The organism is Enterobacter cloacae complex sp. HYC042_NIDB, from assembly GCF_056673315.1.
In genome coordinates, this window is sequence record NZ_CP109650.1 from 2,597,523 (window position 1) to 2,621,208 (window position 23,686).

Below are 23,686 nucleotides of genomic sequence, written 5' to 3' on the forward strand. Positions count from 1 at the left end.
CGCAAATGACGCGACACGTAAAACGGATCGGTGCGCTGGCTGCCTGCGCGCTTTTACTTGTAAGCTGCTCCTCAAAATCACCTAAATCACTGGTTACCCCTCTTCCCACCGCCAGCAAACCGACGCAGCAGGTAAACGAGCCGATGCGCGGCATCTGGCTGGCGACCGTCTCGCGCCTCGACTGGCCGCCGGTGGCCTCGGTGAATGGCCGCAGCGCGGACCAGCGCATCGCGATGCAAAAGCAGGCGCTGATCGCAAAGCTCGACAACCTTAAGCAGATCGGCATCAACACGGTATTTTTCCAGGTGAAGCCGGACAGTACGGCCCTCTGGTCATCAAAGATTCTGCCGTGGTCGGATATGCTGACGGGCAACATCGGTGAGTACCCGGGATACGACCCGCTGCAGTTTATGCTGGATGAAGCGCACAAGCGCGGCATGAAGGTCCATGCCTGGTTTAACCCGTACCGCGTGTCGACCAATACCAAACCCTCCACCATTGCCGCGCTGAACCGGACCGCCTATCAGACCCCGTCCAGCGTCTATGTCCAGCACCCTGAATGGGTGCGCATCTCGGGCGACCGCTTTGTTCTCGACCCCGGCATTCCGGAAGTGCGGGACTGGATCACCCGCGTGGTGACCGAAGTGGTGGCGAACTACGCGGTAGACGGCGTGCAGTTTGACGATTACTTCTATGCCGAAACGCCGGGGTCCGCGCTCAATGACGCACAGACCTGGCGGCAGTACGGTCAGGGATTTGCCTCAAAGGCCGACTGGCGAAGACACAACACGCAGCAGCTCATAGTCCAGGTTTCCCGCGCGATTAAACAGACCAAGCCCAACGTTGAGTTTGGCGTCAGCCCGGCGGGCGTGTGGCGAAACCGCTCCTTTGACCCGGCAGGCTCCGACACCCGCGGCGCCGCGGCCTACGATGAATCCTACGCCGATACGCGTCAGTGGGTGCAGCAGGGCCTGCTGGACTACATCGCCCCGCAGATTTACTGGCCCTTCGCGCGGGATGCCGCGCGCTACGACGTGCTGACCAAATGGTGGGCCGACGTCGTCAAGCCGACCCACACGCGCCTGTATATCGGCATTGCATTCTACAAGGTGGGCGAACCGTCGAAGAATGAGCCGGACTGGACGGTTCAGGGCGGCGTGCCGGAGCTGAAAAAGCAGCTCGACCTTAACGATTCGCTGCCCAACGTCAACGGCACTATCCTGTTCCGCGAAGATTACCTGAACCAGCCGCAGACGCAGCAGGCGGTAAACTACCTACGTGGACGCTGGGGTAGCTGAGTGACGACCAGGCAGAAACGGCCGTTTCTGCCTGATTTCTTACGGCTTCGGCCCGAACATTGCCTCAAGCTGCTGCGCGTCCGGCATACCGACCACCTGCTGCAACTCGTTTTCCGCATTCAGATAATAAATGGCCGGCGTGGCGTTTGCGCCCAGGCTGTCCATCAGCGCCTGGTGTTTCTGCAGGATCGCTACCGTTTCGCGGGATGCGTCCCCTTCAGGTTTTGGCAATTTTTTCCCACCGGAAAGCTCGTATTCGCGCCAGGCCGAAACCGGATCTTTCGCATTCAGGATCGCAGAGGCGTTGCGCCCGCTGTTGGGGTTAAGAAACGCCACCAGCAGCGTGTTGAGCTGAACCTTGCCCGCCTTCACCCACGGCTGCGCTTCGGCCCAGAACTGCTTGCAGTACGGGCAGAACGGATCGGCGAAGACGAAGACCTTACGCGGGGCGTTATCTGCCCCTTCCTTCAGGGGATGCGCCGCGTTGAGATTCTTCCACATCTCGCGTCCCATCGGAGCGTAGATCTCTTTCTGGAAATAGCCTTCGCTGAGGTTATTTCCTTTGTCATCGTACAGATAGCCCGAGATGACGTGCTTGCCGTCCGGCGTTAAAAACAGCGTCACGCCCATGTCCTGATATTGCCCCAGCCAGGCCGGTGCGCCGCCGGGGGGATCCAGTTTCTTGATGATTTTGATCTGCTGCTGCTCGCTGAACTGCTTCACCACATCCGGTATGGCTTCAGCCGCCTGTACCAGCCCTGAGGTCGCCAGCGCCGAAAGTAACAGTAATTTTTTCATTTCCCTCTCCGGTTTGTCGGGGGCATTCCGCCCCCTTCAGGTTAGCGGTTTTTCAGTGCGTCACTGACCATTTCGTCGAACTGTTCAAAAGGAACCCAGCCGGGCAGCAGCCCTTCGCCGATAAGCGTGGCGGGCGTGCCCTGAATTCCCATTTTTTCCGCGACGATCAGGCTGCGTTTAATCGACACCATGCTCTCATCATCCGGCGCGGTGACGCTCACCCCCGCGCGCTTTTGCGCCTCCTGAATGCTGGCGTCATCGTGGTATCCCTTTTTGGCCATCAGGGTATGGTTAAATTTCATAAATTGCTCGGGATGCGCGCGCCAGACGGTTAACGCGTCGCGCGCGGCGGTCAGCGAACTTTCCGAGCGGAAAGGTAAAAACTTAAAGACCACCGCCACATCAGGGTGTTTTTCGACGATCTTCTCCAGGTAAGGATCGAATTTCTTACAGTACGGGCAGTTATAGTCGGTAAACACCACCAGGGTAAGCTTTGGGTTTTTCGCGCCGATGCGCGGGGAGTTCGGATCGTTAAACAGGAAATCAGCGATCATCTTCTGCGCGCGCTGTTCCTGGTCCGGCGTCAGCGGCTGGGCTGCCATGACCTGAGCCGAGGTCAGCAGGAGCATAAGCGTAATAAAGAATTTTTTCATAATGCATTAGCCTTTTGCGTTGTTCAGGGTGGTGACCAGGGTGCGCTTGTCCAGCAGCGGCGATAGGATCTCTCCGTCAGGCGTGCCGGGGCCATAGACCTCATTAAAGGGAATGGCGTAGCGGTTTCGCTTCGCGAGAAACTCCGCGATCAGCGCGGAGGGCTGGCTCCAGTCTCCGCGCAGGGCCACCACGTCCGGCTGACTCAGCGCGGCAATAACGTCCGGCTGACGCAGTACCCGGTGCTCGTTAACTTTGCAGGTCACGCACCAGTCCGCCGAGATATCCACAAACACCCGTTTCCCCTGCGCCAGCGCCTGCTCAATGGCCTCCTCGCTGAGCGGCTGCCACGGGATGGTCTGTGCGACGCTTTGCGTGGTGGCGTCAGACGGTGAGTTGAGCAACCCGCGCAGCTGATACCCGCCGAACACCGACAGCGCGATGACCACGACCCAGAATAACGGCGAGGAGGTTTGCCCCTTCTTCGCGAACAGCGCCAGCCCGATAGCGATCAGCACCAGCATCACGATCTGGCTGACCGCCTCGCCGAGATGCAGGCTCAGCAGCGTGACCAGCCAGAGGCTGGAGGCCAGCATCATCAGGCCCAGGATCGTTTTGAGCGTGTTCATCCAGCGGCCGGGTTTTGGCAGCAGCATGGCCGTTTTCGGCACCAGGGCCACAAACAGCCACGGCAGGCTCATGCCCACGCCCAGCATCAGGAAGATAAGCCACAGGGCGTGCAGCGGCGCGCCAAGGGCAAAGGCAACCGCCGTGCCGAGGAACGGCGCGGAGCACGGCGTGGCAAGCAGCGTGGCGAACATCCCTTCGCAGAAACTGCCGCCAAGCCCTGTGCCCCCTGCCGTTGCCAGCCGCCCGGCGGCGGCAGAAGGGAGCAGCATCTCAAACGCCCCAAACAGGTTCAGCGCAAACAGGAAGGTCACGGCAACCATCAGGCCGATAAACCACGGGTTCTGGAACTGAATGCCCCACCCCAGCGACGCCCCGGTCAGCTTAAGCGCGGTCACCATCGCGGCCAGCAGCGCAAAGGAGGTGAGGATCCCGGCGCTGGTGGCCAGGAAGCGCAGCCGGATGGCGCGCCTGTCCGATCCCGCCTGCAGGATGCTGTTAAGCTTCATGCCCATTACCGGCAGCACGCAGGGCATCAGGTTCAGGATCAATCCGCCAAGCAGGGCAAAAAGTACCATTTTACCCGTTCCTTCAGGCGCGGAAGGCTCTGTGGGGGTTGCCCCAACGGTCATGGTGGTTTGCTGCGCGTTACCGCCATTGGTCAGCACAAACGACAGCCTCTTGCCTTCCAGCGAGGCGGGTTTATCGCCCCATTCGTCGGTCACGGGTACCGTCACCCGAAGCGTGTTGCCGTCGTGCTTAATGGCCGGCTCGCCTGGCAGAATGTCACCCTCCAGCGGGTCAAAGTAGATCCCCGGATTGTTCCACTTCCCGTCCGTCGTACCGGTAATCACCAGCTTGTCGCCAGCGAGCCAGGCGGAGAGATCCGTGGATACGCCAGACGTGCCTGGAACGGCGCGCATCGCTTGTTCGAACTCGCTACGGAAGCCCTCATCCGCCGGCTGGGTAAAATCGAGATGCAGCGGGTAGTCCGTCAGCAGGCAGACGTTGCTGCAGGTGGAGAGCGTGAGCGTTCCATTGAGCGCGTCGCCCTTCACCCCGTCGAGAACGATCGGAATCGTGACCTTATCGTGATACCCCTGCGTGGTCATGCCGGAGATATCGAAGCGCGAAGGAACCGGCCAGGACCAGCTGTCCGTTACGCCTTCCGGCCAGCTGATTTTTGGCGCGACGCCGCCCTCGCCCGGCGATCGCCAGTAGGTTTTCCAGCCAGGCTTTAGCTCAACGGTGAGCAGGCCTTTAACGTGGGTTTGTTCCCTTTCCGCCTGAAAGCGGATGCGGGCGTGATCGTTTTGTGGGGAGACCAGCCAGCCGGTGTCTGCCGCATGGGCAACGCCGATGCAGGACAGCCACAGGAGGACGAATCCCCTGAAGAGGTTAACCATGTATTACTCCGTGAACAGTTAAAAATTATCGTGTGGTGACGATGATTTTCATTCACGGAAAACGCAGTTTTTAAGGTGTATTCGGGGAGGCGGTGCCTGAACCGGCTGTTCCGCGGGAGCGAATGCCCGCCCTTGCGTCAGCAGCTGTAACAGCGCGAAGAAGATAATGATAGCCGGCAGCGCGCCGTCGAAGAACAGCGGCTGGGCACAAAGAAGCGACTGGGCGCCCAGCTGGCAGGGCGATGGCCCGGACTGCTCGGTGCTAATTTGGGTTGGGGCATCTGCACTCAGTGAAATCTGCGGATCCAGTCCCTGTAAAAAATGGTTGAGCATCACCGCACGCTGCACGAGGCAAATCGCCATCGCGAGACAGGTGATGATCAAAAGCCATTTTCCGAGGAGCTGACGGTTGCGCATAATATTCCAGAGTAACAAGACGCCCCGATCATAAACGATAGTGATGAATCTACAAGTGCCGGAAGTGTAAGGTTTTGTCTGTCGCCGCTATTCCCCCGTCAGCGCGTCGTAGATATCCCGCAGCCGCGTGCGCAGAAACAGCACCGCCTTGTGCTTGCGGGATAACAGCGCCTGCTCGCTGGCCCCCGTCTCCTCTGCCAGCATTTTAATGCTGTAGCCGTGGAGTTCGGTCTTTTCAAACACCTCCCGCTGCGGCGGCGACAGTTCAGACAGCGCCTGCCCCAGCTCTTCCCACAGCAGCGTTTTGAGATACTCTTCCTCCGGCGTTTGTGGTACGCCGAACAGGGTTTCGGCCAGCTCGTCCTCGGGAAAACCCTCTTCGTCTTCGCCCGTAAAATAGCCGGAGAGCGGCACCTCGCGCTTTTTACGCGCCCGGTCTGTCATCTCGTTACGCGCCGCGCGGAACAGCCAGGCCGCGACGTTTTCGACCGGCTGCTCCACTTTCATCAGCTGATACGTGACTTCCTGCAAAATGTCGTCGGCATCATCGCGAACGGACGTCCGTCCGCGAATGAAGGCTTTCAGCCGGGCGCGGCAGGCGTTGAGCGCCGACATCAGCATGGATCCGCCCGCCTCCCCGGCTTTCATTTCGCTCACTCTGCTTCCGGGGTTTTGGGCGCGGCGTCATCGCGCTTATCGTCACGATGGCCGTGCCAGCCGCAGTGACCGCGACCGTGACGACCAAAACCTTCGCGACGCTGCTGAATAAACGCCTCGCGCTGTTCGGGCGTCATGTTCATCCAGCGCTCGTGCATCCGGCGGTGCGCGCCAAACATCCCCGGGCGGAAACCTAATCCGCCAAACAGAATGCGGCTCAGCACCAGAATCCCTAGCGCCTGCCAGAAACCAATGGCCTTCACGCCGAGGATCGCCGGGAGCAAGGCGTTCCACAGGGACATCACCAGCAGGCCGAGCACGATGGAAATCACCGCGCCGATGATTAAACCCTTGCCCATACGGTGGCGACCAAATCCGCGCCCGTGACCTCTGCCGTGCATTTCAAAATCTCTCATGGTGTTTACCTCGTTTACAGTAACTGATTATGGCTTGTGATGAGGTAGACGGATGAGGATGGGAAATATTGCCGGGGTGAATAAAAATTTTTTGTGCTGTCGGATTTAGACTCATAGCTGTTAGAGCGGGCGCTCGTTATGAGTCACCTTCAGGCCATCTTTTTTTGCGAAATGAAGTCGCTAGTCTTCGCTTGAAAGAAAAGGAGAAAGGCGCGAGTAAATGGCATAAAAAGACCGGCATTCTGAATGCTGGTCTTGTGGCTTAATTCAACATCAGTTTTGCCATGAAATGATGTTGTCCAGACCAGACAACAGTTCGGGAAAGTAACTTTCATCAATATCAAAGGAATCGTCAAGGGTAATACTGTCAGCATGGTTTTCAGGCTTCAGTACCATACTAACTCCAACAGCCCCGGCAAAATGTGCCTGATGAAACTTAAGCATAACCTGCTCGAATGCCGAGGTTAAACTAATATCCTTAGACTTTATACCTTTCGTTAAGGCCTGATGGAAAGCATGTGTATCATTCCTGAATTGCTCTAACTGACCGACAAAAAACTCTGCAGCAAACTCTGTTTTTAAGACAGGGATTGAGAATTCAACCCATACCATAATACGGCTATAGGCATGCACCTCGGGCTCAGTCAGCCTTTCATAAGGCGTTAATTTAAGGTGTCTGTCACCGCTTGTGATATTTATCATAATCCCCCCTTACGGCATGTACTGAAAATGCATAATAGTCCAGTCAGCTTCCCTGACCAACACCTCTAGACGGTAAGACTTGTAAATATAAGCGCCTTTATTTTGCTTGTCTTCCACAAGCTTATACATACGAGCCTCGTACCGGAAAAGCCCTGGCTTTTTCAGTGGGTCTGGTGTTCTCGTACCATAACGAATGGCCTTTTCCTGAATCTGTAAAGGCACATAGCGACCGGGTGTTAGCATATGTTTTGCTGATGATTCACTCATCCTGAGCCCGCGAGCTGATAAGCCCATTTTCAGACGGCCACGCAAGAGACTGATGGTAGCCTCACTGAGTCTCACCGTTACGGCGGTTTTGACACCACTCTCCAGTAACGCCTTACCAACCCGAAAAAGTCGAAATGCGCCAAAGGCGATTAAAGCGAGATCTGTTGGGTCAATCAGAGGAGCCTCTAATGGCGCTTCTTCCAGCCTGACAAACACGCCATCGGTATCATAAATTTGCCACAAACCGGGAGCCTGGGCGACGGAATAACCAATACACATACCGCTTGCGTCATCAACGATAGGTTTTGAGTTCAGTGGAGGGTTGCGGGGGCGTAATTCGAAATATTCACCAGCAGGCAATGTTGACTGGAAGGTATAAAAACGTCCTGGCTCGTCTGAAATTAATCCAACGCTCATTGTCATGATTTCCTTTTGGGCTAACCTTGTGGTCATCATAATTGACGTTTTCTCTGCGTTCTACTTTTCTCGACTCTGATTTAATCGACACAGAAGCTAACGCCTCGCCGGGCTCGTTGTTCAACACCATCGGCACGGTGACCATAATGGAGCCCGACGCGGTGAAGTCAGCGGTCTTGATGCCTGACACGGTAAGCGCCCCGTAAGCAAAGGACACGTGAAGCGCATCAGGGGAGGCAGACGGCTCGGAATTGTCATCCGAGAAAATGCCGGGCAGCACAAACGCCGTATCGAGCTCGTCGCCGATCGCCAGTAAAAGCACCTGCTCACCAACAGACGGAGCCCACCATACGCGCGACCGACCGGCGTGAGAGGAAAGCCAGTTCAGCCAGGTGGTTTCCATGCCGCCGGTCTGGACACGCCCCCCTCGTCGAGGTCGATATCAGTCACAATGCCGGTGCGAATGAAATTTCTAAGAAGTCGTAAAATTGCGTTGGTTTGTATGTTCATGTCACAATCGTGAGGTCTTTTGATTGTACATGAAATTCGACTAGATTCTGACATATTCTACACAACAAACTTATGACCATCAGGATTAGATAATGAATACTGTTTTCTTCAGCAATCCAGATAATCAATATCTCATTTCAAATAAACTTCGTGAATTGAATGCAAATGATACCGATGGCGAGATAAGTTTCAGTAAAGAACGAGACTACCTCGTAATGGGAGCATTACAACTTTTTTTAAAACATGCTGCAATATGGGATGAAAGGGTTCAGTTTAATATAGAGCTAATTGGTGATGCGTTTATTAGAGAGCTAAACACACCTATAAATGAAGAAAATCTTAACCTACTCTTCACCTCTTGCTTTAGATTTTTCATGGAAAATTATATATTCCATAAAGACAATCTCTTTCAACTCACTGATGCCATAAAACAATTCGCAATTTACAGACAAGATGAATTCGACGAAAGATCATCAGGCCAGATCACATATGCTCTAAAAGAGATGCCTCTAACAATGATTAGAGAGATTTTAAGTAGCGATAACGCTAAGTCATACCAAGAGTATATCCGAAGGGCTAATGACCTTGAAGATGCAGGACGCCATTGGGATTCAATTTTAAAGGAGAACTTAGCTAAATCCGAAAAATTAAATGAATCCCTAGTCATGCAGGCATATAAATTTAACTTTGTTGGTCTTTATAAGGGATTTGCCGAGCTTGGGGAAAATAAATCTAAGGAGCTAAAGTCAGCCAAGTATCTTATGTTTATCTTGGGCATACTTATTCCGTTTCCTCTACTGATAGAGATCCTGACGTTTGCAGAGTCTGGTGCATTGCCCTCTGGGTGGTCAAGCTTGGCAAAGATCATCCCCATACTTTCACTAACATTAATACTCGTATATTTCTTTAGAGTTTCACTTTTAAATTTCAACTCTATCCGCGCACAATTAATCCAAATTGACCTAAGAAAAAGCCTTTGCCAGTTCATCCAGAATTACGCAACTTATGCTCAAGAAATTAGAGAACATAACACAGATCTTTTAGTGAAATTTGAAGAGGTTATTTTTTCTAATATAATGCCATCAGAGGACAAGATACCCTCGACTTTTGATGGGATTGAGCAATTAACAAATTTAATTGGTGCGTTAAAAAAGGGAGGTTAGCCGCATTTTATAGCTCTTGACTACTAGTCGTAAACGTGAATCCTTGTCTAGCGCGGCTTTCCAGCTACGCCAGATATGAAAAAGGCTCCCTCAGGAGCCTTAAACCATCAATCAAGCCTGCACCGGCAACCTAAAACTCGCAATACTCCGCGAAAGCTGCTGCGCCTGCTCTTCCAGCGAGGCCGCTGCCGCCGCGGACTGCTGCACCAGCGCGGCGTTCTGCTGGGTCACACCATCCATCTCGGTTACCGCCTGCCCGACCTGGCCGATCCCGCGGCTCTGCTCTTCGGAGGCGACGGAGATCTGCTCCATCAGCGTATTCACCTTATTCACCGACGAAATGATCGCGTCAATCACCTCGCCCGAGCGGCTCACCAGCTCCGCACCGTTTTTGACGCTTGAGACCGACTGCGCAATCAGGCTCTCGATGTCTTTAGCCGCCACCGCGCTTTTCTGCGCGAGAGTGCGCACTTCGCTGGCCACCACTGCAAAGCCGCGGCCCTGCGTACCGGCGCGCGCCGCTTCAACCGCCGCGTTCAGCGCCAGAATGTTGGTCTGGAAGGCGATGCTGTTGATCACGCTGGTAATGTCTTCGATGCGCTTCGAGTTCGCCGCGATGGTGTTCATCGTGTCGATGACTTCCCGGGTCACCGCTTCCCCGGTGTGGGCATTGTTCACCGCGTCCTGCACCAGTTTTCCGGCCTGATAGACATTATCGGTATTGTTCGCCACCGTCGCGCTCAGCTCCTCCATGCTCGCCGCCGTCTGGGTCAACGCGGAAGCCTGCTGCTCGGTACGCGAAGCCAGATCGATATTCCCGGCGGCAATCTCCTGCGCCGCGTGCGTCACGGTATGGCTCGCATCGCGCACCTGGGCGATAGTCGCCAGCAGTGCCAGACGCATCTGCTCCATCGAACCCATCAGGTGGTCGATTTCGTTGCTTGAACTCCCCTTCACCGGCACCGGAACATCCAGCTTGCCCGCTGCAATCTGGCTGCAGTGCTCGCGCGCCAGGTTTACCGGGGCAAAGACAAAGCGCTTCATGAAGATGCTGACTGCAACGATCACCACCACAAACAGGCAGGCAATAACGGCAATCATCACCAGGCCGGAGACGAAATTGCTGCTCGCATCCTCGTTCAGGCTTTTAGCGTATTTCTGGTGGACCGAAAGCACCTGGTCGAGCACGATTTCGTACTGGCGGTCGAGACGGGAAACGTCCGGGATCAGCGCGTTAAATTTGGCGACATCGTGCGCCGCAGCGGCATCGATCAGCGGCGCCAGCCCCTGGTTGCGGTAGTTTTGCCAGGCGTCCTGATAGGCACTCACCATCGGTGCTTCATCCGTCAGACGCGGCGAAGCCATAAACGCCGCAAAGGCATTGTCCGCTTTGGTCAGCGCCTCTTTTACTGCGGCAAGCTTCGTAGACTCGTCAGCCGAGTTGCCCGCTTCCACCATCTTTACATACTCCATCACCCGCACGCGCAGCGTACGGCTGTGGTTGATGGGGTCAATAATGGACAGCACAACCTGGATCTCTTTGTTCACGTTATCCAGGGAATTATTACTTTTAATGATGAGGCCAACGCTGGTGACGGTGCTGACAACAAAGAAGAAAAGCAGCGAGAACAGGACAATCAGGGACGACTTTTTCAACGACATAAACCAATACCTCAAGGAGAATTATTCCTTATGGTTATCGGCGCTTCCAAAACTTAAATTAATTAAAGTTATTGATGTATCCCCTGGGGCTATACCGCTGACTTATAGCGCCGCTGCAGGGTGGCATCCAGCTTGCGCTGCAATGGCTGCGGCGTCTCCCCTTCGATCAATTTGCCAATCAGATCAAAGCAGTGCCACGCCAGCTGGCGGTTGTCCTGACGAATGGTATCCACCGGGATCGTCAGTGAATCGTAGAGATAGTGATCGTCAAAGCTGGCTAACCTGATATCGCTTTGCAACAGGTTATGCTGGCCCATATAGCGCAGCACCCCTTCCAGCAGCCCGCAGGCGGCGGTGAAAAGCGCTTTTGGCGGACGCCCCAGGCGGGCGCAGAGTTCAGCAAACATCTCGTATCCGGAACTCGGGTGATAGTTGCCGTGAATGATCCACTCGGGGCGCAGCTCCACGCCGGCCTCTCGCAGACCTTGCTTAAAACCGTCCAGACGGTCGCGCGTCGGAGACAGGCGCGGCTGGCCGCCGAGGAAGTAGAATTCATTCGGATGCTGGCGCGCAATGTCCGCTACCAGCGCCGCTGTCGGGGAAATGGAGTCGGTGATCACCAGCGGCAGCGCGCTGTCGTTCATGTGCCGGTCAAAAAGCACCACGGGCAGCTGCTCGCTGAGCTTCAGGTAGTCCGCATCGTTCAGCATGCTGGAGGCCACAATCAGCCCGTCCACCTGACGCGCCACCATATTGTTCACCACCACCGTCTCCTGCCCTGGGTTTTCATCGCTGCAGGAGATAAGCAGCTGAACGCCGGCCTCGCGGCACAGCGTCTCCAGCTCGTGAGAAAAGACGGCGAAACCGTAGTTGGTAATCTCAGGAACGACAAGACCAATGGTGTGGCTGCGGTTATCGCGCAGCGAGCGGGCGTGAATGCTGGGCTGATAGTGGTGCTCTTTTGCAATCGCCAGCACGCGCTCGCGCGTCTCTTCCGCCACGCGAAGCTCTTTGCTGCGCCCGTTCAGGACGAGGCTGGCGGTGGCTTTTGACACACCCGCCAGCTCCGCGATGTCTTTTATGGTGACGCGTTTTGTTTTTCTCACAACGACTTAGATCCGGCTGCCAAAACCCTCATTCTATCATGCAGGCGCGCAGCGACCAGTAGCGTAATGTGATGTCGGACGCACCTTCGAATCGCACCCGGGCCGGATGGTCAGGAAAATAGCGGCTGCTCATCACCCCTTCACCGTGGTTGATGAAAATTTCGACGCTGGAGCGGTCGCACAGAACGCGTAAATGACGAACCTCACCCTGCCAGTAGCGGGTCAATGTTTCACCGGTTTTCAGGCTCGCGCGTTCAAGGCGTAAACCCTGCTCATCGACCGTGAGGCGCAGCGCGCCTGCGAAATCGATATTCACCTGCGATGCGCCCAGCTCAAACTCCAGGCGCGTCGCGTCCAGTTCCGGCGCCTCGCTGGCGCGCCCCTGCCAGCGCTGCTCATCTTCACGCAGCGCCGCCAGCTCGCGCGCCGGGGTCTGCCAGAGCCTGCCGTCGCGATAGCTGAGTTCGCGCGGGCAGGTCATCTGGTGCATCCAGCCGTACGCCCGGGTTGGCTGAAGCATCTCTTCCCCGTCCGGTACGCCCATCCAGCCGATCAGAATGCGGCGTCCATCCTCCGCCAGGGTGGTTTGCGGCGCGTAAAACTCAAAGCCCGCGTCCAGCTCGTGAAGCTCGCCGTGATCGAATGCGGCGCTGGCATAGTCAAACGCCCCGCTCATCCAGGTGGCCGGATAGGTATTGAGGTAGCGATGCGGCTCGCGCGCCAGCCCCTGCGGGCAGCAGATCAGGACGTGCGTTCCGTCGAGGGCGAACAGGTCCGGGCACTCCCACATATATCCCGCATCCGTCAGGCCGTTGACGCCGTGACCAGCGATCTCCCCGCAGGACGTCCAGGCATGCAAATCGGCTGATTTAAACAGCAGCACCTTGCCGCGCTTTTGCACATCCTGCGCACCCAGCACCATGTACCACTCCCCGTCGTGCTGCCATACCTTCGGGTCACGCACGTGGCCGGTGTAGCCTTCCGGCAGCGCCAGCACCGGCCCCAGCTTCGTAAAGGTTCCGTCCGGCTGCTCCACGGCGAGGCACTGCCAGGCGGTGCGGCTGCCGTCATCAAACTTAACGTTGCCGGTGTAGCACAGCGTGAGAACGCCGTGGTTGTCCACGGCGCTACCGGAGTAGCAGCCGTTGCGGTCATACTCTTCGTCGGGCATCAGCGCCAGCGGCTCATGCTGCCAGTGTACCAGGTCTGCAGAGCTCCAGTGCCCCCAGCATTTGAAGCGATGCTCGCAGGCCAGCGGGTTCCACTGATAAAACAGGTGGTAGCGTCCGGCAAACCAGATAAACCCGTTCGGGTCGTTCATCAGCCCCGTCACCGGCGCGGGGTGCCACTGCGGGTAATGGCTATCCGCCAGCGCGCGCGGCTGCCCTTTCATAACGGCCTGCAGGATCGCAGGCCAGCGGGAAAGTTGCGTCATTATTCAGAATCCGTTTTATATTTCAGCAGCAGCGAGACGGTAAACGCCACGCCGAAGGCAATCACCATGCCGATAATATAGTTAAGGAGCGAGCTCGCCTGAACGATAGCCATGCCCGGAATGGCGGTCAGCCCGACGGCGGTCATGTAGACATGCACTGACACCACCCAGGCTCCGCCCGCCGCGCCGCCGATCAGCGCCGCGATAAACGGCTTCACGAAGCGCAGGTTGATACCAAAAATGGCCGCTTCGGTAATGCCCAGCATCGCAGAAAACGCCGACGGTAAGGTAATGGCTTTGATTTTCGCGTCTTTGGTTTTAAACCACACCGCCAGACAGGCGCCGCCCTGCGCCACGTTCGCCATGGCCCAGATCGGCAGCAGGAAGTTCACGCCAATGGACGGGTTACCCAGCAGTCCGGCTTCAATCGCGTGGAAGCTGTGGTGAATACCGGTGATCACAATCACCGAGTACAGCCCGCCGAACAGCAGCCCGGCCAGCCAGCCCGCGTGTTCAATCAGCGTGCTCAGAATAAAGGAGATGCCGTCGCCCAGCGCGCGACCTGCCGGGCCGATAATCAGCAAGGCGATGAAGCCAGAGATAACGACGGTGAGGAACGGCGTCAAAATCAGATCCAGCGCGTCCGGGATAGCGCGGCGCAGGTTTTTCTCGACGATGCTCATAAACCAGACGGCCAGCAGCACCGGGAATACCGTGCCCTGGTAGCCAATCATCGCGATCTCAAGGCCGAAGAAGTTCATGGTGTGGAAGCCGGAGGCCACGCCCCAGGCGTTGGTCAGCGCCGGGTGGGTCAGAATGCCGCCCAGCGTCGCGCCCAGATACGGATTCCCGCCAAATTCCCGCGCCGCGGTAAAGCCGATCAGGATTGGCAGAATGATAAACGCCGCCGAGCTGCACATGTCCAGCATGATGTAGAGGGCGTTATCCGCATTGACCCAGCCGTAGGTTTTCACCATCCCGAGCAGGCCCATCAGCAGGCCGGACGCCACAATGGCGGGAATGATCGGGACAAAGATATTGGAAAGCAAACGCGCAATGCGCTGGAACGGGTTCAGCTTGCGCGCGGCGATATCCGCCGCTTCAGACTTGCTGGACTCGCTAATCCCCGCCGCCTGAATAAACGCGGCGTAGACCTTATTCACCACGCCCGTGCCGAAAATGACCTGCATCTGCCCGGCGTTATGAAAACAGCCCTTCACGCCCTCGACCTTGCCAATCGCCTGCCGATCGGCAAGCGCGTCGTCGACCAGCACCAGACGAAGACGCGTAGCGCAGTGCGCAGCGCTGGCGATATTTTCCTTGCCGCCCAGCAGCGGAATAAGCTCGCGGGCGATTTGATTAACATCCATAGATACCTCTGCCTGACTTCTTTTTATGATGTGCGAAACGCTCCCGCCGGGCGGGAGCGTGATGGGTTAAAACCAGGTTTCCATCTGGACCCCAAAGTTCCATTCCCCGCCAGCGTTGAAGCCGCTGCTGCCAAAGGCATCATCGCTGGCGTAATTATCCAGTTTGCTGCTCCAGTCCATCCAGGTGGCAAACAGGCGCAGCTCCGGGCGGCTGAAGAAATCGCCGATTTTGCTCGCTTTTAACGTTGGCGCAAAGGTCAGCTTGTAGAAACTGCCGTTAACGGCGTTGCGGTCCTTATAGCCCTCCGGATGTAAATCCATGTACTGATAGCCTCCCTCAAACGCCAGCGCGAAGTTCTGGGTCACCTCTTTAATCAGGCGGGTGTTGAGCGTCACCCACTCATAGCTGTCGCCCTTGACGTAGCGATCTTTGCTGCTCTGCGCCAGCACGGCAGGCGCGATACTCCAGCCACCGCCAACAGGCGTGACACCGTAACTTGCGAAGCGCCAGGTATCGGCATCAGACAGCAGCGCCCCGTCGGAACCGATGCTCTTAACTTCTGCGCCCAGGCCGTGACCGTACAGCAGCGCCGTTTTGGCACTCCCTTCCCGCAGGCCATAGAAGCTCTCGTTGTGCAGCCCCACCAGGGCATGAACGCCGTTATTGGCCGCGTCGGTTTTGATGAGATCGCCGTTAGCGTCCTTACGATCGTCGTTATCCTTCGCCCGCAGGCCGCTCACCATCACCTGCAGCGGCCCGGCGAAGTGGTTCATGCTGAGGATGTAGTTCTGAACGTTATTGTCGGTCTGCTCCACGCTGCCGAAGTTGCGGCCGTAGATCGAGAAGTTGCTGCGCAGCGAGTCGTTCCACTTCACGTCGTAGACGCCGCCGCCGGTACCGGCCAGGAACACCACGTCGGAATCCAGCCAGTGAATGTCAAAGTTGTCGCGGTCGAAGCGTTTACCCGCCCAAAAGGTGCTGCCCTTCAGCGCGCCGGTAAAATCAGGCAGGTTACCCAGCTCCGCAAAGGCCTGGCGAATATTGAGATCGCTGGTATCGGCTGACCAGTCGTTATAGGTTCGCTGACCGTCGGCCAGCATCGCCTTGAAGCGCGTGGTCGCCCCGTTATCCAGGGTTTGCTTGTGCTCCAGGTTCAGCTCGACGTAGGTGTCGGCTTCGTTACCCAGACGCCCTACCGCACCGCCGGTTTCTCCGGCTGGCGTCAGGTACGGGCCGCTTTTGCTGCTGGAGGCCGCGTCGTTCATCAGCAGGCCGGAACGGGCGTAGCCGTGGAACTCAAACCCACTGCTCTGATCCGCTTTTTTCTCCAGCGCGGCGGTACGCTGCGCCACCGCCTGGGTTGTGGTTTGCGTCCGCTGCTGGGCGGCGACCAGCTGCTGCGTTTTTTGTTCGGCTTCGGTGGCGCGTTTTTCAGCGACCTGCGCACGCGCTTCAGCAGCCTGAAGGCGCTGCTCCATCGCGGCAAGGCGCGCTTCGATACTCGTCATATCCGTCTGGGCAAAAACAGAGGTACTGCCGGCCAGCATGCCTATCATCACGGCAAGTCTGCGTTTTTTATACATTTTGTCGCATCCCTAAAAGTATTAATCGAACGTGCTAAATTGCTAAACCGGTTTAGGCTGCTGATACTAAACCCGGGAATTTTGGATCGGCAATCTTTTTTGCTAAACCGTTTTAGTAAGTGTGATCGAGGCGACAATTCAGGCCGCCGGACGGCGGCCAGTGAAGGAAGGATTACAGGTCGTGCTGCCAGGGTAACGCGGTCATCGCCCCCTTTGCCGTGGTGGCTAACGCGCCACAGCGCTGGGCTAAGGCGATTGCCGGGACCAGCTCCTGACCGGCGGCCAGCCCGTAGAGCAGCCCGGCGACGAAGGCATCGCCCGCGCCAGTGGTATCGACACATTGCACATGGGTAGCCGGATAGTGTTTCACCGCGCCCTGATGCCAGGCGATAACGCCCTCTTTTCCCTGGGTGACCAGCACCAGGCGCGCCGGGCAGCGCTGCATCAGCGTGTTCAGACCTTCTCGTACATCCGCATCGACGGTTAAAAATGCCAGTTCCTCAACGGAGAGCTTGACCACGTCGGCGCTTTGGAGGGCCTGTTCTAGGCAGCGACGCAGCGCGTTCTCATCCGGCCAGAGATCCGGGCGAATATTGGGGTCGAAGCTCACGTAACCGCCCGCCTTCCGGATGGCGTCCATCGCCTGAAAGGTCGCCGAGCGGCTCGGCTCTGCGCTTAGCGCGATGGAACAGACGTGCAGCCACTCGCCCGCGCTGAAGGTCGGCAGGTCAGAGGGTTCCAGAAACAGATCGGCGCTCGGGCGCACCATGAAGGTAAACGAGCGTTCGCCGTGCTCATCCAGATCCACCACTACCGTAGAGGTGCGGTGCGCCGGGTCAAGGCGCATATGCTTCACGTCGACCCGCTCGTCAGCGAGCGTTTTCGCCATAAAGCGCCCGAAAGGATCGTCGCCAACCCTGCCGATAAACGCGCTTTTGCCCCCCAGCCGGGCAATGCCCACCGCGACGTTTGCCGGTGCGCCACCGGGGCACTGCAGTAATTTCCCTTCGCCATCGGGCAATAAATCCACCACCGCATCGCCAAGTACCCAGATTTTTTCCATGTGATCCTCTTAGCTAAACTATGTTAAACCGTTTTAGCTATTTAAGCACAGGCAGGGAAAAGGGGAAATAACGCGGGAGGAAAATTGCCTAACGCTTCAGATGCGGCCAGCGAATATCGCCAACGCCGTTAAGCTGCGGGCGGGCAAACAGGAAGCCCTGGAAGCGGCGGATCCCGGCAGATTCTAGCCAGCACCACTCCTCTATTTTCTCGATCCCTTCGGCCACCAGGGTAATTTCAAGATCGGAGCAGCAGCTGATGATGGATCGCACTATCGCCTGCTTCGGGCCGCTGAGGTGGATATCGCTGATGATTTCGCGATCGATTTTGATTTTATCCGGCTGGAAGCGGGTCAGCAGCGAAAGACCGGCATAGCCGGAACCGAAATCATCAATCGCCAGGCCAACCCCCTCACCGCGAAGCCGCTTGATGGCGCTGTTAAATTGGTTGAACCCGGAGATCATCTCGTTTTCAGTAACTTCAATGACCACCTGCTCCGGCTGAAGGCCATGTTTTTTAATCTCATCGACCAAAAATTCCACCGCGCCAGGGACATTCACCAGCGACATGGGCAGCAGGTTTACCGCGATTTTATGGCTACCAATGCCCAGTTTTTCCGCCAGCGCGAAGGCATACGCTTTCGTCTGGAGATCGACTTCATAGATTTTCGCCGGGTCCAGGGAGCTGAAGAAATGTTCCGGGCTGCCGCCGTCATTGCTACGGATAAGCGCCTCAAGGGAGCTGATTTTCCCTTCCGAGGGCTCGACAATTGGCTGCAGCGCAAACTGGCAGGTTTGCCCGGCAATCAGGCCCAGATGTTCGCCAAAGGGTAGCGCTTCGGTCGAGAGCGTCCATTTGTCCGAGGTGTAACGCGTCCCCGACGGGGCCGGACGTTTACCGGTTATAAAGGTCTGAATAAATTTGAACACCCGGTCATCAGATGTCAGATAGCTGTCCAGCTTGCTGTAGCGCAGCACCGACTGCAGCACCTCTTTCGGCGACTGCGTTTGCAGGTCGAACAGCAGCATACCGACGTTTTCGAAGCGTCTGCGCGGACCATAGTCCCGCAGCAGTTCAACCACCCCACTGTGACGCTTGTCCTCACGGATGGTGTGGAACAGTTTGACCACACTCTCTTCCGACCCTTCGAGGATCTGCAGAACGTCATTCCCTTTTGCCAGGAGGACGCCGGTAATATCCAGTTTTGTGTTGCGGCCTCTGGCGCGCTCCACCAGCTCCCGCAGTTCGGTGGACGGGCGGGATAAATTCAACTGGCTTCGGTAGATCAGCGTCGTCAGCACAAAAAGGGGTTCCAATGATAATGAGAGGTGCCTTGAAGCTACTATGTAACATACTTAATCAATGCGACCTAACATATTCACGCCACAAGGGAACATTACTTTTCCCCATCGCCAATCCTGCTGTCGATCCTCTCCTGCATATAGTCGTAAAACGGGTTCGAGGTGACCCGCATCAGCGCCTCTTTACCGACGCTCAACACGGACGTTTCTCCCCACAGCGCAATCGTTCCCAGGCTTATCCCGTAGCGGTTTTTCACCCCAGGTTCGCGGCCATAGAGATCGTCATCCGGCGGGAACGGCACGGCGATATGCGACAAGGAATAGACATCCTGCGGCCAGGTCTGCACAAGCGGCACAACCGTCTCCCGCGTGCTGCCTGCTGGCGTTGTTTTCGCCACCGTCGAGAAACTGTGTGCGTCCGCATTGGTAATAATCGTGACACCGTAACGTCTCTGCGCAACCGGCAGCAGCGCCGAGGTTGCCGTCCACGACGACGGCTTGAACAGCGGGCGGAAGCTGGCCGCCTGATTGATGTCAAACACCACCAGCTCGCTGCCGTTTGCCGGAAGCTGGTCAAACAGGCCGGTCACCACCGCGCGGGTGCTGACCGTAGAATCCATGACCGACTGGAATGCCAGCACAGGCGGCAAATTCACCAGCCTGTTCTCCCGCGCCTCGCGGCCAATCTGCTCCTGCAGAGCCTTCGTCAGCAGCCACGACTGGCGGGCGGCGTTCACCGGGAACGAGTTGTATTTATACGGATTATATTCCGGAGAGATATTCAGCCACGCCGCTTTGGCAAACGGTGGCAGCAGCGCCGGTAGCCCCGCAAAACCGGCAAAACGCGCAAAGGCCGTCACGCCGATCATTGGTGAGAGCAGGATTACCTGCTGTGGTCGACGAAGCGCAGAGGAATCCATCGCATCGAGAGCATATTTCATCGCCAGCGCCCCGCCGTTGGAGTACCCCACCAGATGCAGCGGCACATTATCTCCCGTCAGGCGCGTGGCTTCCCGCACGGCAAGACGCGTCGCCGCGAGCCACATCTCCCAGTCAACGTCGGTTAGCGCGCCGGGCGCGGTGCCGTGTCCGGGCAGGCGCGGAACCACGGCCACGAAACCATGCTGTTGATAATTTTCGGCAAGGTGCCTGACGCTGTAAGGCGAGTCAGTCAGTCCGTGCAGCAATACCACCGCGCCACGGGGTTTTCCTGCTGGCATCAGCACAAACGAACGGTTGGCATCGGGCGTGAACTGTCCCGGCCAAACCAGGCTCTGGCGATAATAGCGGTTTAGCGGCGTTTGTTCCTCGCCCGCTGTTTTCGCCGTCACCGCCCTATCAAGCTCGGCGAAAATGGCGTTTTCCCGGGCAACATACCCGGCAAAGTTGGTGTTATCGAGTTCACGCACGGACATCTCGTCCGCCCGCCAGGTGTGCCAGAGGTGCAGGTCCGGCCCCTGCTGCGAGAGATAGACCCGCACCGCCAACAGGACGACCAGGACGATCCCCACGACCATCCCTGTTTTCTTTGCAAGCGCCGCCAGGCGCACGCTGATTCGCCAGGGCAAATTCGCCATGCCGGGATCCCTTTTATGTTCACTGTCCTTTTATCTTATCAAAAATGTGAACGGACTGACGTATTCATCAAATTCATACCTGCCGCGTCAGCCGCTGCACCAAAAGTGAACTACGCTGCACAAATGTTGATCATTGGTTAACTAAATATTGCGTGAAATTAACAGCGCGGCGAGTTTTTATCTCACCGTGAACATGGCACGCGTCGTGCATTGTTAACCCTGTAACACAAATCCAGCTTTTGACAGCCAGTTAACAGCGAGGCGGTATGACGACGAAACCCGAGATGTTGAGCCGTATCGAAGCGACGTTCAGCCAGCTCACTCCCAGCGAAAAGCGTGTCGGGAGCTGGCTGCTGGCGCACGCCGCGCAAATCCCGTTCGAAACCGCGGAAAGCGTCGGTCTGGCAAGCGGGACCAGCGGGATCACCGTCGGACGCTTCCTGCGCAAGCTGGGGTATCGCAACCTGGAAGATGTCAAAAAGAGCCTGCGCGATCCGTATCAGCCCTGGGGCATGAACGAGCGGCTGGACTCCTGGCAGCAGCAGCGTCCCCTCCCCAACCGCCTTCAGCATGCCCTGTCGCTGGAGGTGGACGCCATTACGCAGGTGTATCAGCTGGCGCAAACGGACGCCTTCCGTCAGGTGGTGCACAACCTGGCCCACGCCGACGCGGTGTTTGTGCTGGGGATCCAGTCCACGCGCGGGATCGCCAACGCCTTCTTCAGCCATCTCGAGTACCTTCGCCCGCGCGTGAGCTATTCCGAAGGCGCGTCCGGCAGCTGGGTGGAATCCCTCAACTCCGGGTTTTCGCACCCTTACGTTGTGCTGACCGATACGCGCACCTACTCCACGATGGCCCGCCAGTACTGCCGCGTGGCGAGCGAAAAAGGGATCCCGCTGGCCTTAATCACCGACATCTGGTGCCCGTGGGCGCGGGATTACCCGATGGATTTACTGCAGGTGAAAACCGATACCGGTCATTTCTGGGATTCGCTTGCCCCCGTGAGCTGTCTGTTCAACCTGCTGCTGTCGGGCGTGGTGGAAGCGCTGGGTGATGCGCTCCCGGCGCGTCTGGCGGTAAACCGACAATTACAACAAGAGTTTGGTCAATTCGAACGCTAAAGGAGCGGAGCTATGCCCGATGAGAGTGAACTGATTGACGTGGCGAAGACGTTTCCCACGCTGCATATCGACCTGAAGTACGCCACCGCCGACAACATCACCGGCAGGCCGATCTATCAGGAGGCACTGTGCCTGCTGCATACCGAGGCCGCCACCGCGCTGGCAAAAGCCATCAGCATTGCCGCCCTGGCCGGGCTGAAGCTGGTGGTGTACGACGCCTATCGGCCGCAGCAGGCGCAGGCCCAGCTGTGGGACGCCTGCCCGAACCCGGAGTATGTGGTCGATGTGGCAATTGGCTCCAATCACAGCCGCGGTACGGCCATCGACGTCACGCTGATGGACGAGCATAACAGCGTGCTGGATATGGGCGCCGGTTTTGACGAAATGCATGACCGCTCGCATCCCTATCACCCTTCCGTACCCCCACACGCCCAGCGAAACCGTCTGCTGCTGAACGCCATCATGTTCGGCGGCGGTTTTGTGGGGATTAGCAGCGAATGGTGGCACTTCGAACTGCCGAACGCCGCCAGCTACCCGCTGCTTGATGACCGTTTTGCCTGTTTTCCCCTGACGCACACCTCTCTTTAACCTGGAGCACTGCCATGAAAACATCGCTTCTCACGACCCTGATTGCCGCCACGCTGGCGTTGAGCGCCCCGCTGGCGCTGGCCGCCGTCCCGAAAGACATGCTGGCGATCGGTAAAGCCGCCGACCCGCAAACGCTCGACCCTGCCATCACCATCGATAACAACGACTGGACCGTCACCTATCCGTCCTACCAGCGTCTGGTCAAGTACAAGCCCGGCTCTACCGAGGTGGAGGGCGATCTGTCGACGGGCTGGAAGGCGTCCGACGACCAGAAAGAGTGGACCTTTACCCTGGCGGATAACGCCAAATTCTCCGACGGCACGCAGGTCACCGCCGAAGCGGTCAAACTCTCCTTTGAGCGCCTGCTCAAGCTCGGCCAGGGGCCGTCTGAAGCCTTCCCGAAAGATCTCAAAATTGATGCCGTCGATGACCACACGGTGAAATTCACCCTCAGCCAGCCGTTCGCGCCTTTCCTCTACACGCTGGCAAACGACGGGGCGTCCATCATTAACCCGGCGGTGCTGAAGGCCAATGCCGCGGACGACGCGCGCGGTTTTCTGGCGCAAAATACCGCCGGTTCCGGGCCGTTTATGCTGAAGAGCTGGCAGAAAGGCCAGCAGCTGATCCTGGTGCCGAACCCCCACTGGTCGGGCGCGAAGCCGCACTTTAAGCGCGTTTCGGTGAAAATTATCGGTGAAAGCGCCTCGCGCCGACTGCAGCTTTCCCGCGGCGATCTGGACATTGCCGACTCCCTGCCGGTCGATCAGCTTGCAGCCCTGAAGCAGGAAGGCAAAGTCGCCGTCGCGGAATACCCCTCCCTGCGCGTGACCTATCTCTATCTCAACAACAGCAAAGCGCCGCTCAATCAGGTGGATTTACGCCGGGCCATCTCCTGGGCGACGGACTATCAGGGAATGGTAAAAGGCATTCTGAGCGGCAACGGCAAGCAGATGCGCGGCCCGATCCCGGAAGGCATGTGGGGCTTTGACGCCGCGGCAATGCAGTACAGCTTCGACGAGGCCAAAGCCAAAGCGGCGCTGGAGAAGGTCAAAGACAAGCCCGCCAGCCTGACCTTCCTTTACTCGGACAACGATCCGAACTGGGAGCCTATCGCCCTCTCCACTCAGGCGAGCCTCGGCAAGATCGGCATTAACGTCAAGCTGGAAAAACTGGCCAATGCCACCATGCGCGACCGCGTCGGTAAAGGCGATTACGACATTGCCATCGGCAACTGGAGCCCGGACTTTGCCGACCCATATATGTTCATGAACTACTGGTTCGAATCGGACAAAAAAGGGCTGCCGGGCAACCGCTCGTTCTATGAGAACAAAGAGGTGGATTCGCTGCTGCAGGCCGCGCTGAAAACCACCGACCAGGCGGAACGCACCAAAGATTACCAGCAAGCGCAAAAGGTGGTGATTGACGAAGCGGCCTACGTCTATCTGTTCCAGAAGAACTACCAGCTGGCGATGAATAAAGAGGTCAAAGGCTTCACCTTTAATCCGATGCTCGAGCAGGTGTTCAACATCGCCACCATGAGTAAATAACAGT

Annotated in this window: 21 protein-coding genes and 1 pseudogene; 5 read left to right on the plus strand and 17 right to left on the minus strand. The window is 57.3% G+C overall.

From position 1 onward, the window contains the following. Nucleotides 1-5: 5 nt before the first annotated feature. Nucleotides 6-1,298: a glycoside hydrolase family 10-like protein gene (locus OKF39_RS12450; RefSeq protein ID WP_479982980.1), complete on the plus strand. Its 1,293-nt coding sequence runs from the start codon at nucleotides 6-8 to the stop codon at nucleotides 1,296-1,298. Nucleotides 1,299-1,337: 39 nt separating this feature from the next. Here the strand turns inward: OKF39_RS12450 and dsbG are convergent, their stop codons facing one another. The 9 genes and pseudogenes from dsbG to OKF39_RS12495 all read right to left on the minus strand — a co-directional run. Next, nucleotides 1,338-2,096: a thiol:disulfide interchange protein DsbG gene (gene dsbG / locus OKF39_RS12455; protein ID WP_479982981.1), complete on the minus strand. Its 759-nt coding sequence runs from the start codon at nucleotides 2,094-2,096 to the stop codon at nucleotides 1,338-1,340. Nucleotides 2,097-2,137: 41 nt separating this feature from the next. Further along, on the minus strand, nucleotides 2,138-2,749 hold the full coding sequence (locus OKF39_RS12460) for a DsbA family protein (RefSeq protein ID WP_126345522.1): 612 nt from the start codon (nucleotides 2,747-2,749) through the stop codon (nucleotides 2,138-2,140). A 6-nt stretch (nucleotides 2,750-2,755) separates the two neighbouring features. Next, complete coding sequence (locus OKF39_RS12465) at nucleotides 2,756-4,780, minus strand: protein-disulfide reductase DsbD family protein (RefSeq protein ID WP_479982982.1); 2,025 nt, start codon at nucleotides 4,778-4,780, stop codon at nucleotides 2,756-2,758. A gap of 48 nt (nucleotides 4,781-4,828) precedes the next feature. Next, on the minus strand, nucleotides 4,829-5,197 hold the full coding sequence (locus tag OKF39_RS12470; RefSeq protein ID WP_479982983.1) for a hypothetical protein: 369 nt from the start codon (nucleotides 5,195-5,197) through the stop codon (nucleotides 4,829-4,831). Between the two features lie 87 nt (nucleotides 5,198-5,284). Further along, a complete protein-coding gene (locus OKF39_RS12475; RefSeq protein WP_060571876.1) occupies nucleotides 5,285-5,845 on the minus strand; it encodes an RNA polymerase sigma factor in 561 nt (186 codons plus the stop codon). A 5-nt stretch (nucleotides 5,846-5,850) separates the two neighbouring features. Next, a complete protein-coding gene (locus OKF39_RS12480; protein WP_479982984.1) occupies nucleotides 5,851-6,270 on the minus strand; it encodes a hypothetical protein in 420 nt (139 codons plus the stop codon). Nucleotides 6,271-6,543: 273 nt separating this feature from the next. Continuing rightward, the gene (locus OKF39_RS12485) at nucleotides 6,544-6,972 is read right to left on the minus strand and encodes a WapI family immunity protein (RefSeq protein WP_479982985.1); all 429 of its coding nucleotides are present in this window, start codon (nucleotides 6,970-6,972) and stop codon (nucleotides 6,544-6,546) included. A 9-nt stretch (nucleotides 6,973-6,981) separates the two neighbouring features. Continuing rightward, nucleotides 6,982-7,656, minus strand: coding sequence for a hypothetical protein (locus OKF39_RS12490; protein ID WP_479982986.1), 675 nt, complete (start codon nucleotides 7,654-7,656; stop codon nucleotides 6,982-6,984). A 121-nt stretch (nucleotides 7,657-7,777) separates the two neighbouring features. After that, a pseudogene (locus OKF39_RS12495) lies at nucleotides 7,778-8,166 on the minus strand (phage baseplate assembly protein V); the annotation flags it as partial. Between the two features lie 92 nt (nucleotides 8,167-8,258). Between OKF39_RS12495 and OKF39_RS12500 the strand changes: the two are divergent. Next, nucleotides 8,259-9,329: a hypothetical protein gene (locus OKF39_RS12500; RefSeq protein WP_479982987.1), complete on the plus strand. Its 1,071-nt coding sequence runs from the start codon at nucleotides 8,259-8,261 to the stop codon at nucleotides 9,327-9,329. Between the two features lie 111 nt (nucleotides 9,330-9,440). Here OKF39_RS12500 and OKF39_RS12505 read toward each other — a convergent pair whose 3' ends face one another. From OKF39_RS12505 to OKF39_RS12540, 8 genes are all read right to left on the minus strand, one after another. After that, entirely contained in the window at nucleotides 9,441-10,991 is a 1,551-nt protein-coding gene (locus OKF39_RS12505; protein ID WP_479982988.1) for a methyl-accepting chemotaxis protein, read from the minus strand. 89 nt (nucleotides 10,992-11,080) lie between these two features. Then, nucleotides 11,081-12,097, minus strand: coding sequence for a LacI family DNA-binding transcriptional regulator (locus OKF39_RS12510; protein ID WP_047368592.1), 1,017 nt, complete (start codon nucleotides 12,095-12,097; stop codon nucleotides 11,081-11,083). Nucleotides 12,098-12,125: 28 nt separating this feature from the next. After that, a complete protein-coding gene (locus OKF39_RS12515) occupies nucleotides 12,126-13,532 on the minus strand; it encodes a sucrose-6-phosphate hydrolase (protein ID WP_193051609.1) in 1,407 nt (468 codons plus the stop codon). Beyond that, entirely contained in the window at nucleotides 13,532-14,902 is a 1,371-nt protein-coding gene (locus OKF39_RS12520; protein WP_028013216.1) for a sucrose-specific PTS transporter subunit IIBC, read from the minus strand. The genes OKF39_RS12515 and OKF39_RS12520 overlap by 1 nt, the downstream gene beginning before the upstream one ends. Before the next feature lie 66 nt (nucleotides 14,903-14,968). Beyond that, complete coding sequence (locus OKF39_RS12525; RefSeq protein WP_479982989.1) at nucleotides 14,969-16,486, minus strand: carbohydrate porin; 1,518 nt, start codon at nucleotides 16,484-16,486, stop codon at nucleotides 14,969-14,971. 172 nt (nucleotides 16,487-16,658) lie between these two features. Continuing rightward, nucleotides 16,659-17,549 (minus strand): aminoimidazole riboside kinase, encoded by an 891-nt coding sequence (locus OKF39_RS12530; protein WP_479982990.1) that lies wholly within the window; start codon nucleotides 17,547-17,549, stop codon nucleotides 16,659-16,661. Between the two features lie 88 nt (nucleotides 17,550-17,637). Beyond that, on the minus strand, nucleotides 17,638-18,849 hold the full coding sequence (locus OKF39_RS12535) for a diguanylate phosphodiesterase (protein WP_028013219.1): 1,212 nt from the start codon (nucleotides 18,847-18,849) through the stop codon (nucleotides 17,638-17,640). A 95-nt stretch (nucleotides 18,850-18,944) separates the two neighbouring features. Continuing rightward, nucleotides 18,945-20,426 (minus strand): alpha/beta hydrolase, encoded by a 1,482-nt coding sequence (locus OKF39_RS12540; protein WP_479982991.1) that lies wholly within the window; start codon nucleotides 20,424-20,426, stop codon nucleotides 18,945-18,947. Between the two features lie 266 nt (nucleotides 20,427-20,692). Here OKF39_RS12540 and OKF39_RS12545 point away from each other — a divergent pair, with 266 nt between their 5' ends. From OKF39_RS12545 to OKF39_RS12555, 3 genes are read left to right on the plus strand one after another with little or no spacing between them, the layout of a single operon-like run. Beyond that, the gene (locus OKF39_RS12545; RefSeq protein WP_045630451.1) at nucleotides 20,693-21,547 is read left to right on the plus strand and encodes a MurR/RpiR family transcriptional regulator; all 855 of its coding nucleotides are present in this window, start codon (nucleotides 20,693-20,695) and stop codon (nucleotides 21,545-21,547) included. A 12-nt stretch (nucleotides 21,548-21,559) separates the two neighbouring features. Next, entirely contained in the window at nucleotides 21,560-22,135 is a 576-nt protein-coding gene (ddpX, locus tag OKF39_RS12550) for a D-alanyl-D-alanine dipeptidase (RefSeq protein WP_047368597.1), read from the plus strand. Between the two features lie 14 nt (nucleotides 22,136-22,149). Beyond that, nucleotides 22,150-23,682, plus strand: a complete 1,533-nt coding sequence (locus tag OKF39_RS12555; RefSeq protein ID WP_047368598.1) for an ABC transporter substrate-binding protein — start codon at nucleotides 22,150-22,152, stop codon at nucleotides 23,680-23,682. Nucleotides 23,683-23,686: the final 4 nt, after the last annotated feature.

Excerpts from the sequence above, each read along its gene's own strand:
- OKF39_RS12555 (WP_047368598.1), top strand. The coding sequence starts at position 22,150 with ATGAAAACATCGCTTCTCACGACCCTGATTGCCGCCACGCTGGCGTTG.
- OKF39_RS12460 (WP_126345522.1), bottom strand. The coding sequence starts at position 2,749 with ATGAAAAAATTCTTTATTACGCTTATGCTCCTGCTGACCTCGGCTCAG.
- OKF39_RS12540 (WP_479982991.1), bottom strand. The coding sequence starts at position 20,426 with ATGGCGAATTTGCCCTGGCGAATCAGCGTGCGCCTGGCGGCGCTTGCA.
- OKF39_RS12465 (WP_479982982.1), bottom strand. The coding sequence starts at position 4,780 with ATGGTTAACCTCTTCAGGGGATTCGTCCTCCTGTGGCTGTCCTGCATC.
- OKF39_RS12520 (WP_028013216.1), bottom strand. The coding sequence starts at position 14,902 with ATGGATGTTAATCAAATCGCCCGCGAGCTTATTCCGCTGCTGGGCGGC.
- OKF39_RS12530 (WP_479982990.1), bottom strand. The coding sequence starts at position 17,549 with ATGGAAAAAATCTGGGTACTTGGCGATGCGGTGGTGGATTTATTGCCC.
- OKF39_RS12475 (WP_060571876.1), bottom strand. The coding sequence starts at position 5,845 with ATGAAAGCCGGGGAGGCGGGCGGATCCATGCTGATGTCGGCGCTCAAC.
- OKF39_RS12485 (WP_479982985.1), bottom strand. The coding sequence starts at position 6,972 with ATGATAAATATCACAAGCGGTGACAGACACCTTAAATTAACGCCTTAT.
- OKF39_RS12505 (WP_479982988.1), bottom strand. The coding sequence starts at position 10,991 with ATGTCGTTGAAAAAGTCGTCCCTGATTGTCCTGTTCTCGCTGCTTTTC.
- OKF39_RS12515 (WP_193051609.1), bottom strand. The coding sequence starts at position 13,532 with ATGACGCAACTTTCCCGCTGGCCTGCGATCCTGCAGGCCGTTATGAAA.
- OKF39_RS12545 (WP_045630451.1), top strand. The coding sequence starts at position 20,693 with ATGACGACGAAACCCGAGATGTTGAGCCGTATCGAAGCGACGTTCAGC.
- OKF39_RS12480 (WP_479982984.1), bottom strand. The coding sequence starts at position 6,270 with ATGAGAGATTTTGAAATGCACGGCAGAGGTCACGGGCGCGGATTTGGT.
- OKF39_RS12500 (WP_479982987.1), top strand. The coding sequence starts at position 8,259 with ATGAATACTGTTTTCTTCAGCAATCCAGATAATCAATATCTCATTTCA.
- OKF39_RS12525 (WP_479982989.1), bottom strand. The coding sequence starts at position 16,486 with ATGTATAAAAAACGCAGACTTGCCGTGATGATAGGCATGCTGGCCGGC.
- OKF39_RS12490 (WP_479982986.1), bottom strand. The coding sequence starts at position 7,656 with ATGAGCGTTGGATTAATTTCAGACGAGCCAGGACGTTTTTATACCTTC.
- OKF39_RS12450 (WP_479982980.1), top strand. The coding sequence starts at position 6 with ATGACGCGACACGTAAAACGGATCGGTGCGCTGGCTGCCTGCGCGCTT.
- ddpX (WP_047368597.1), top strand. The coding sequence starts at position 21,560 with ATGCCCGATGAGAGTGAACTGATTGACGTGGCGAAGACGTTTCCCACG.
- dsbG (WP_479982981.1), bottom strand. The coding sequence starts at position 2,096 with ATGAAAAAATTACTGTTACTTTCGGCGCTGGCGACCTCAGGGCTGGTA.
- OKF39_RS12470 (WP_479982983.1), bottom strand. The coding sequence starts at position 5,197 with ATGCGCAACCGTCAGCTCCTCGGAAAATGGCTTTTGATCATCACCTGT.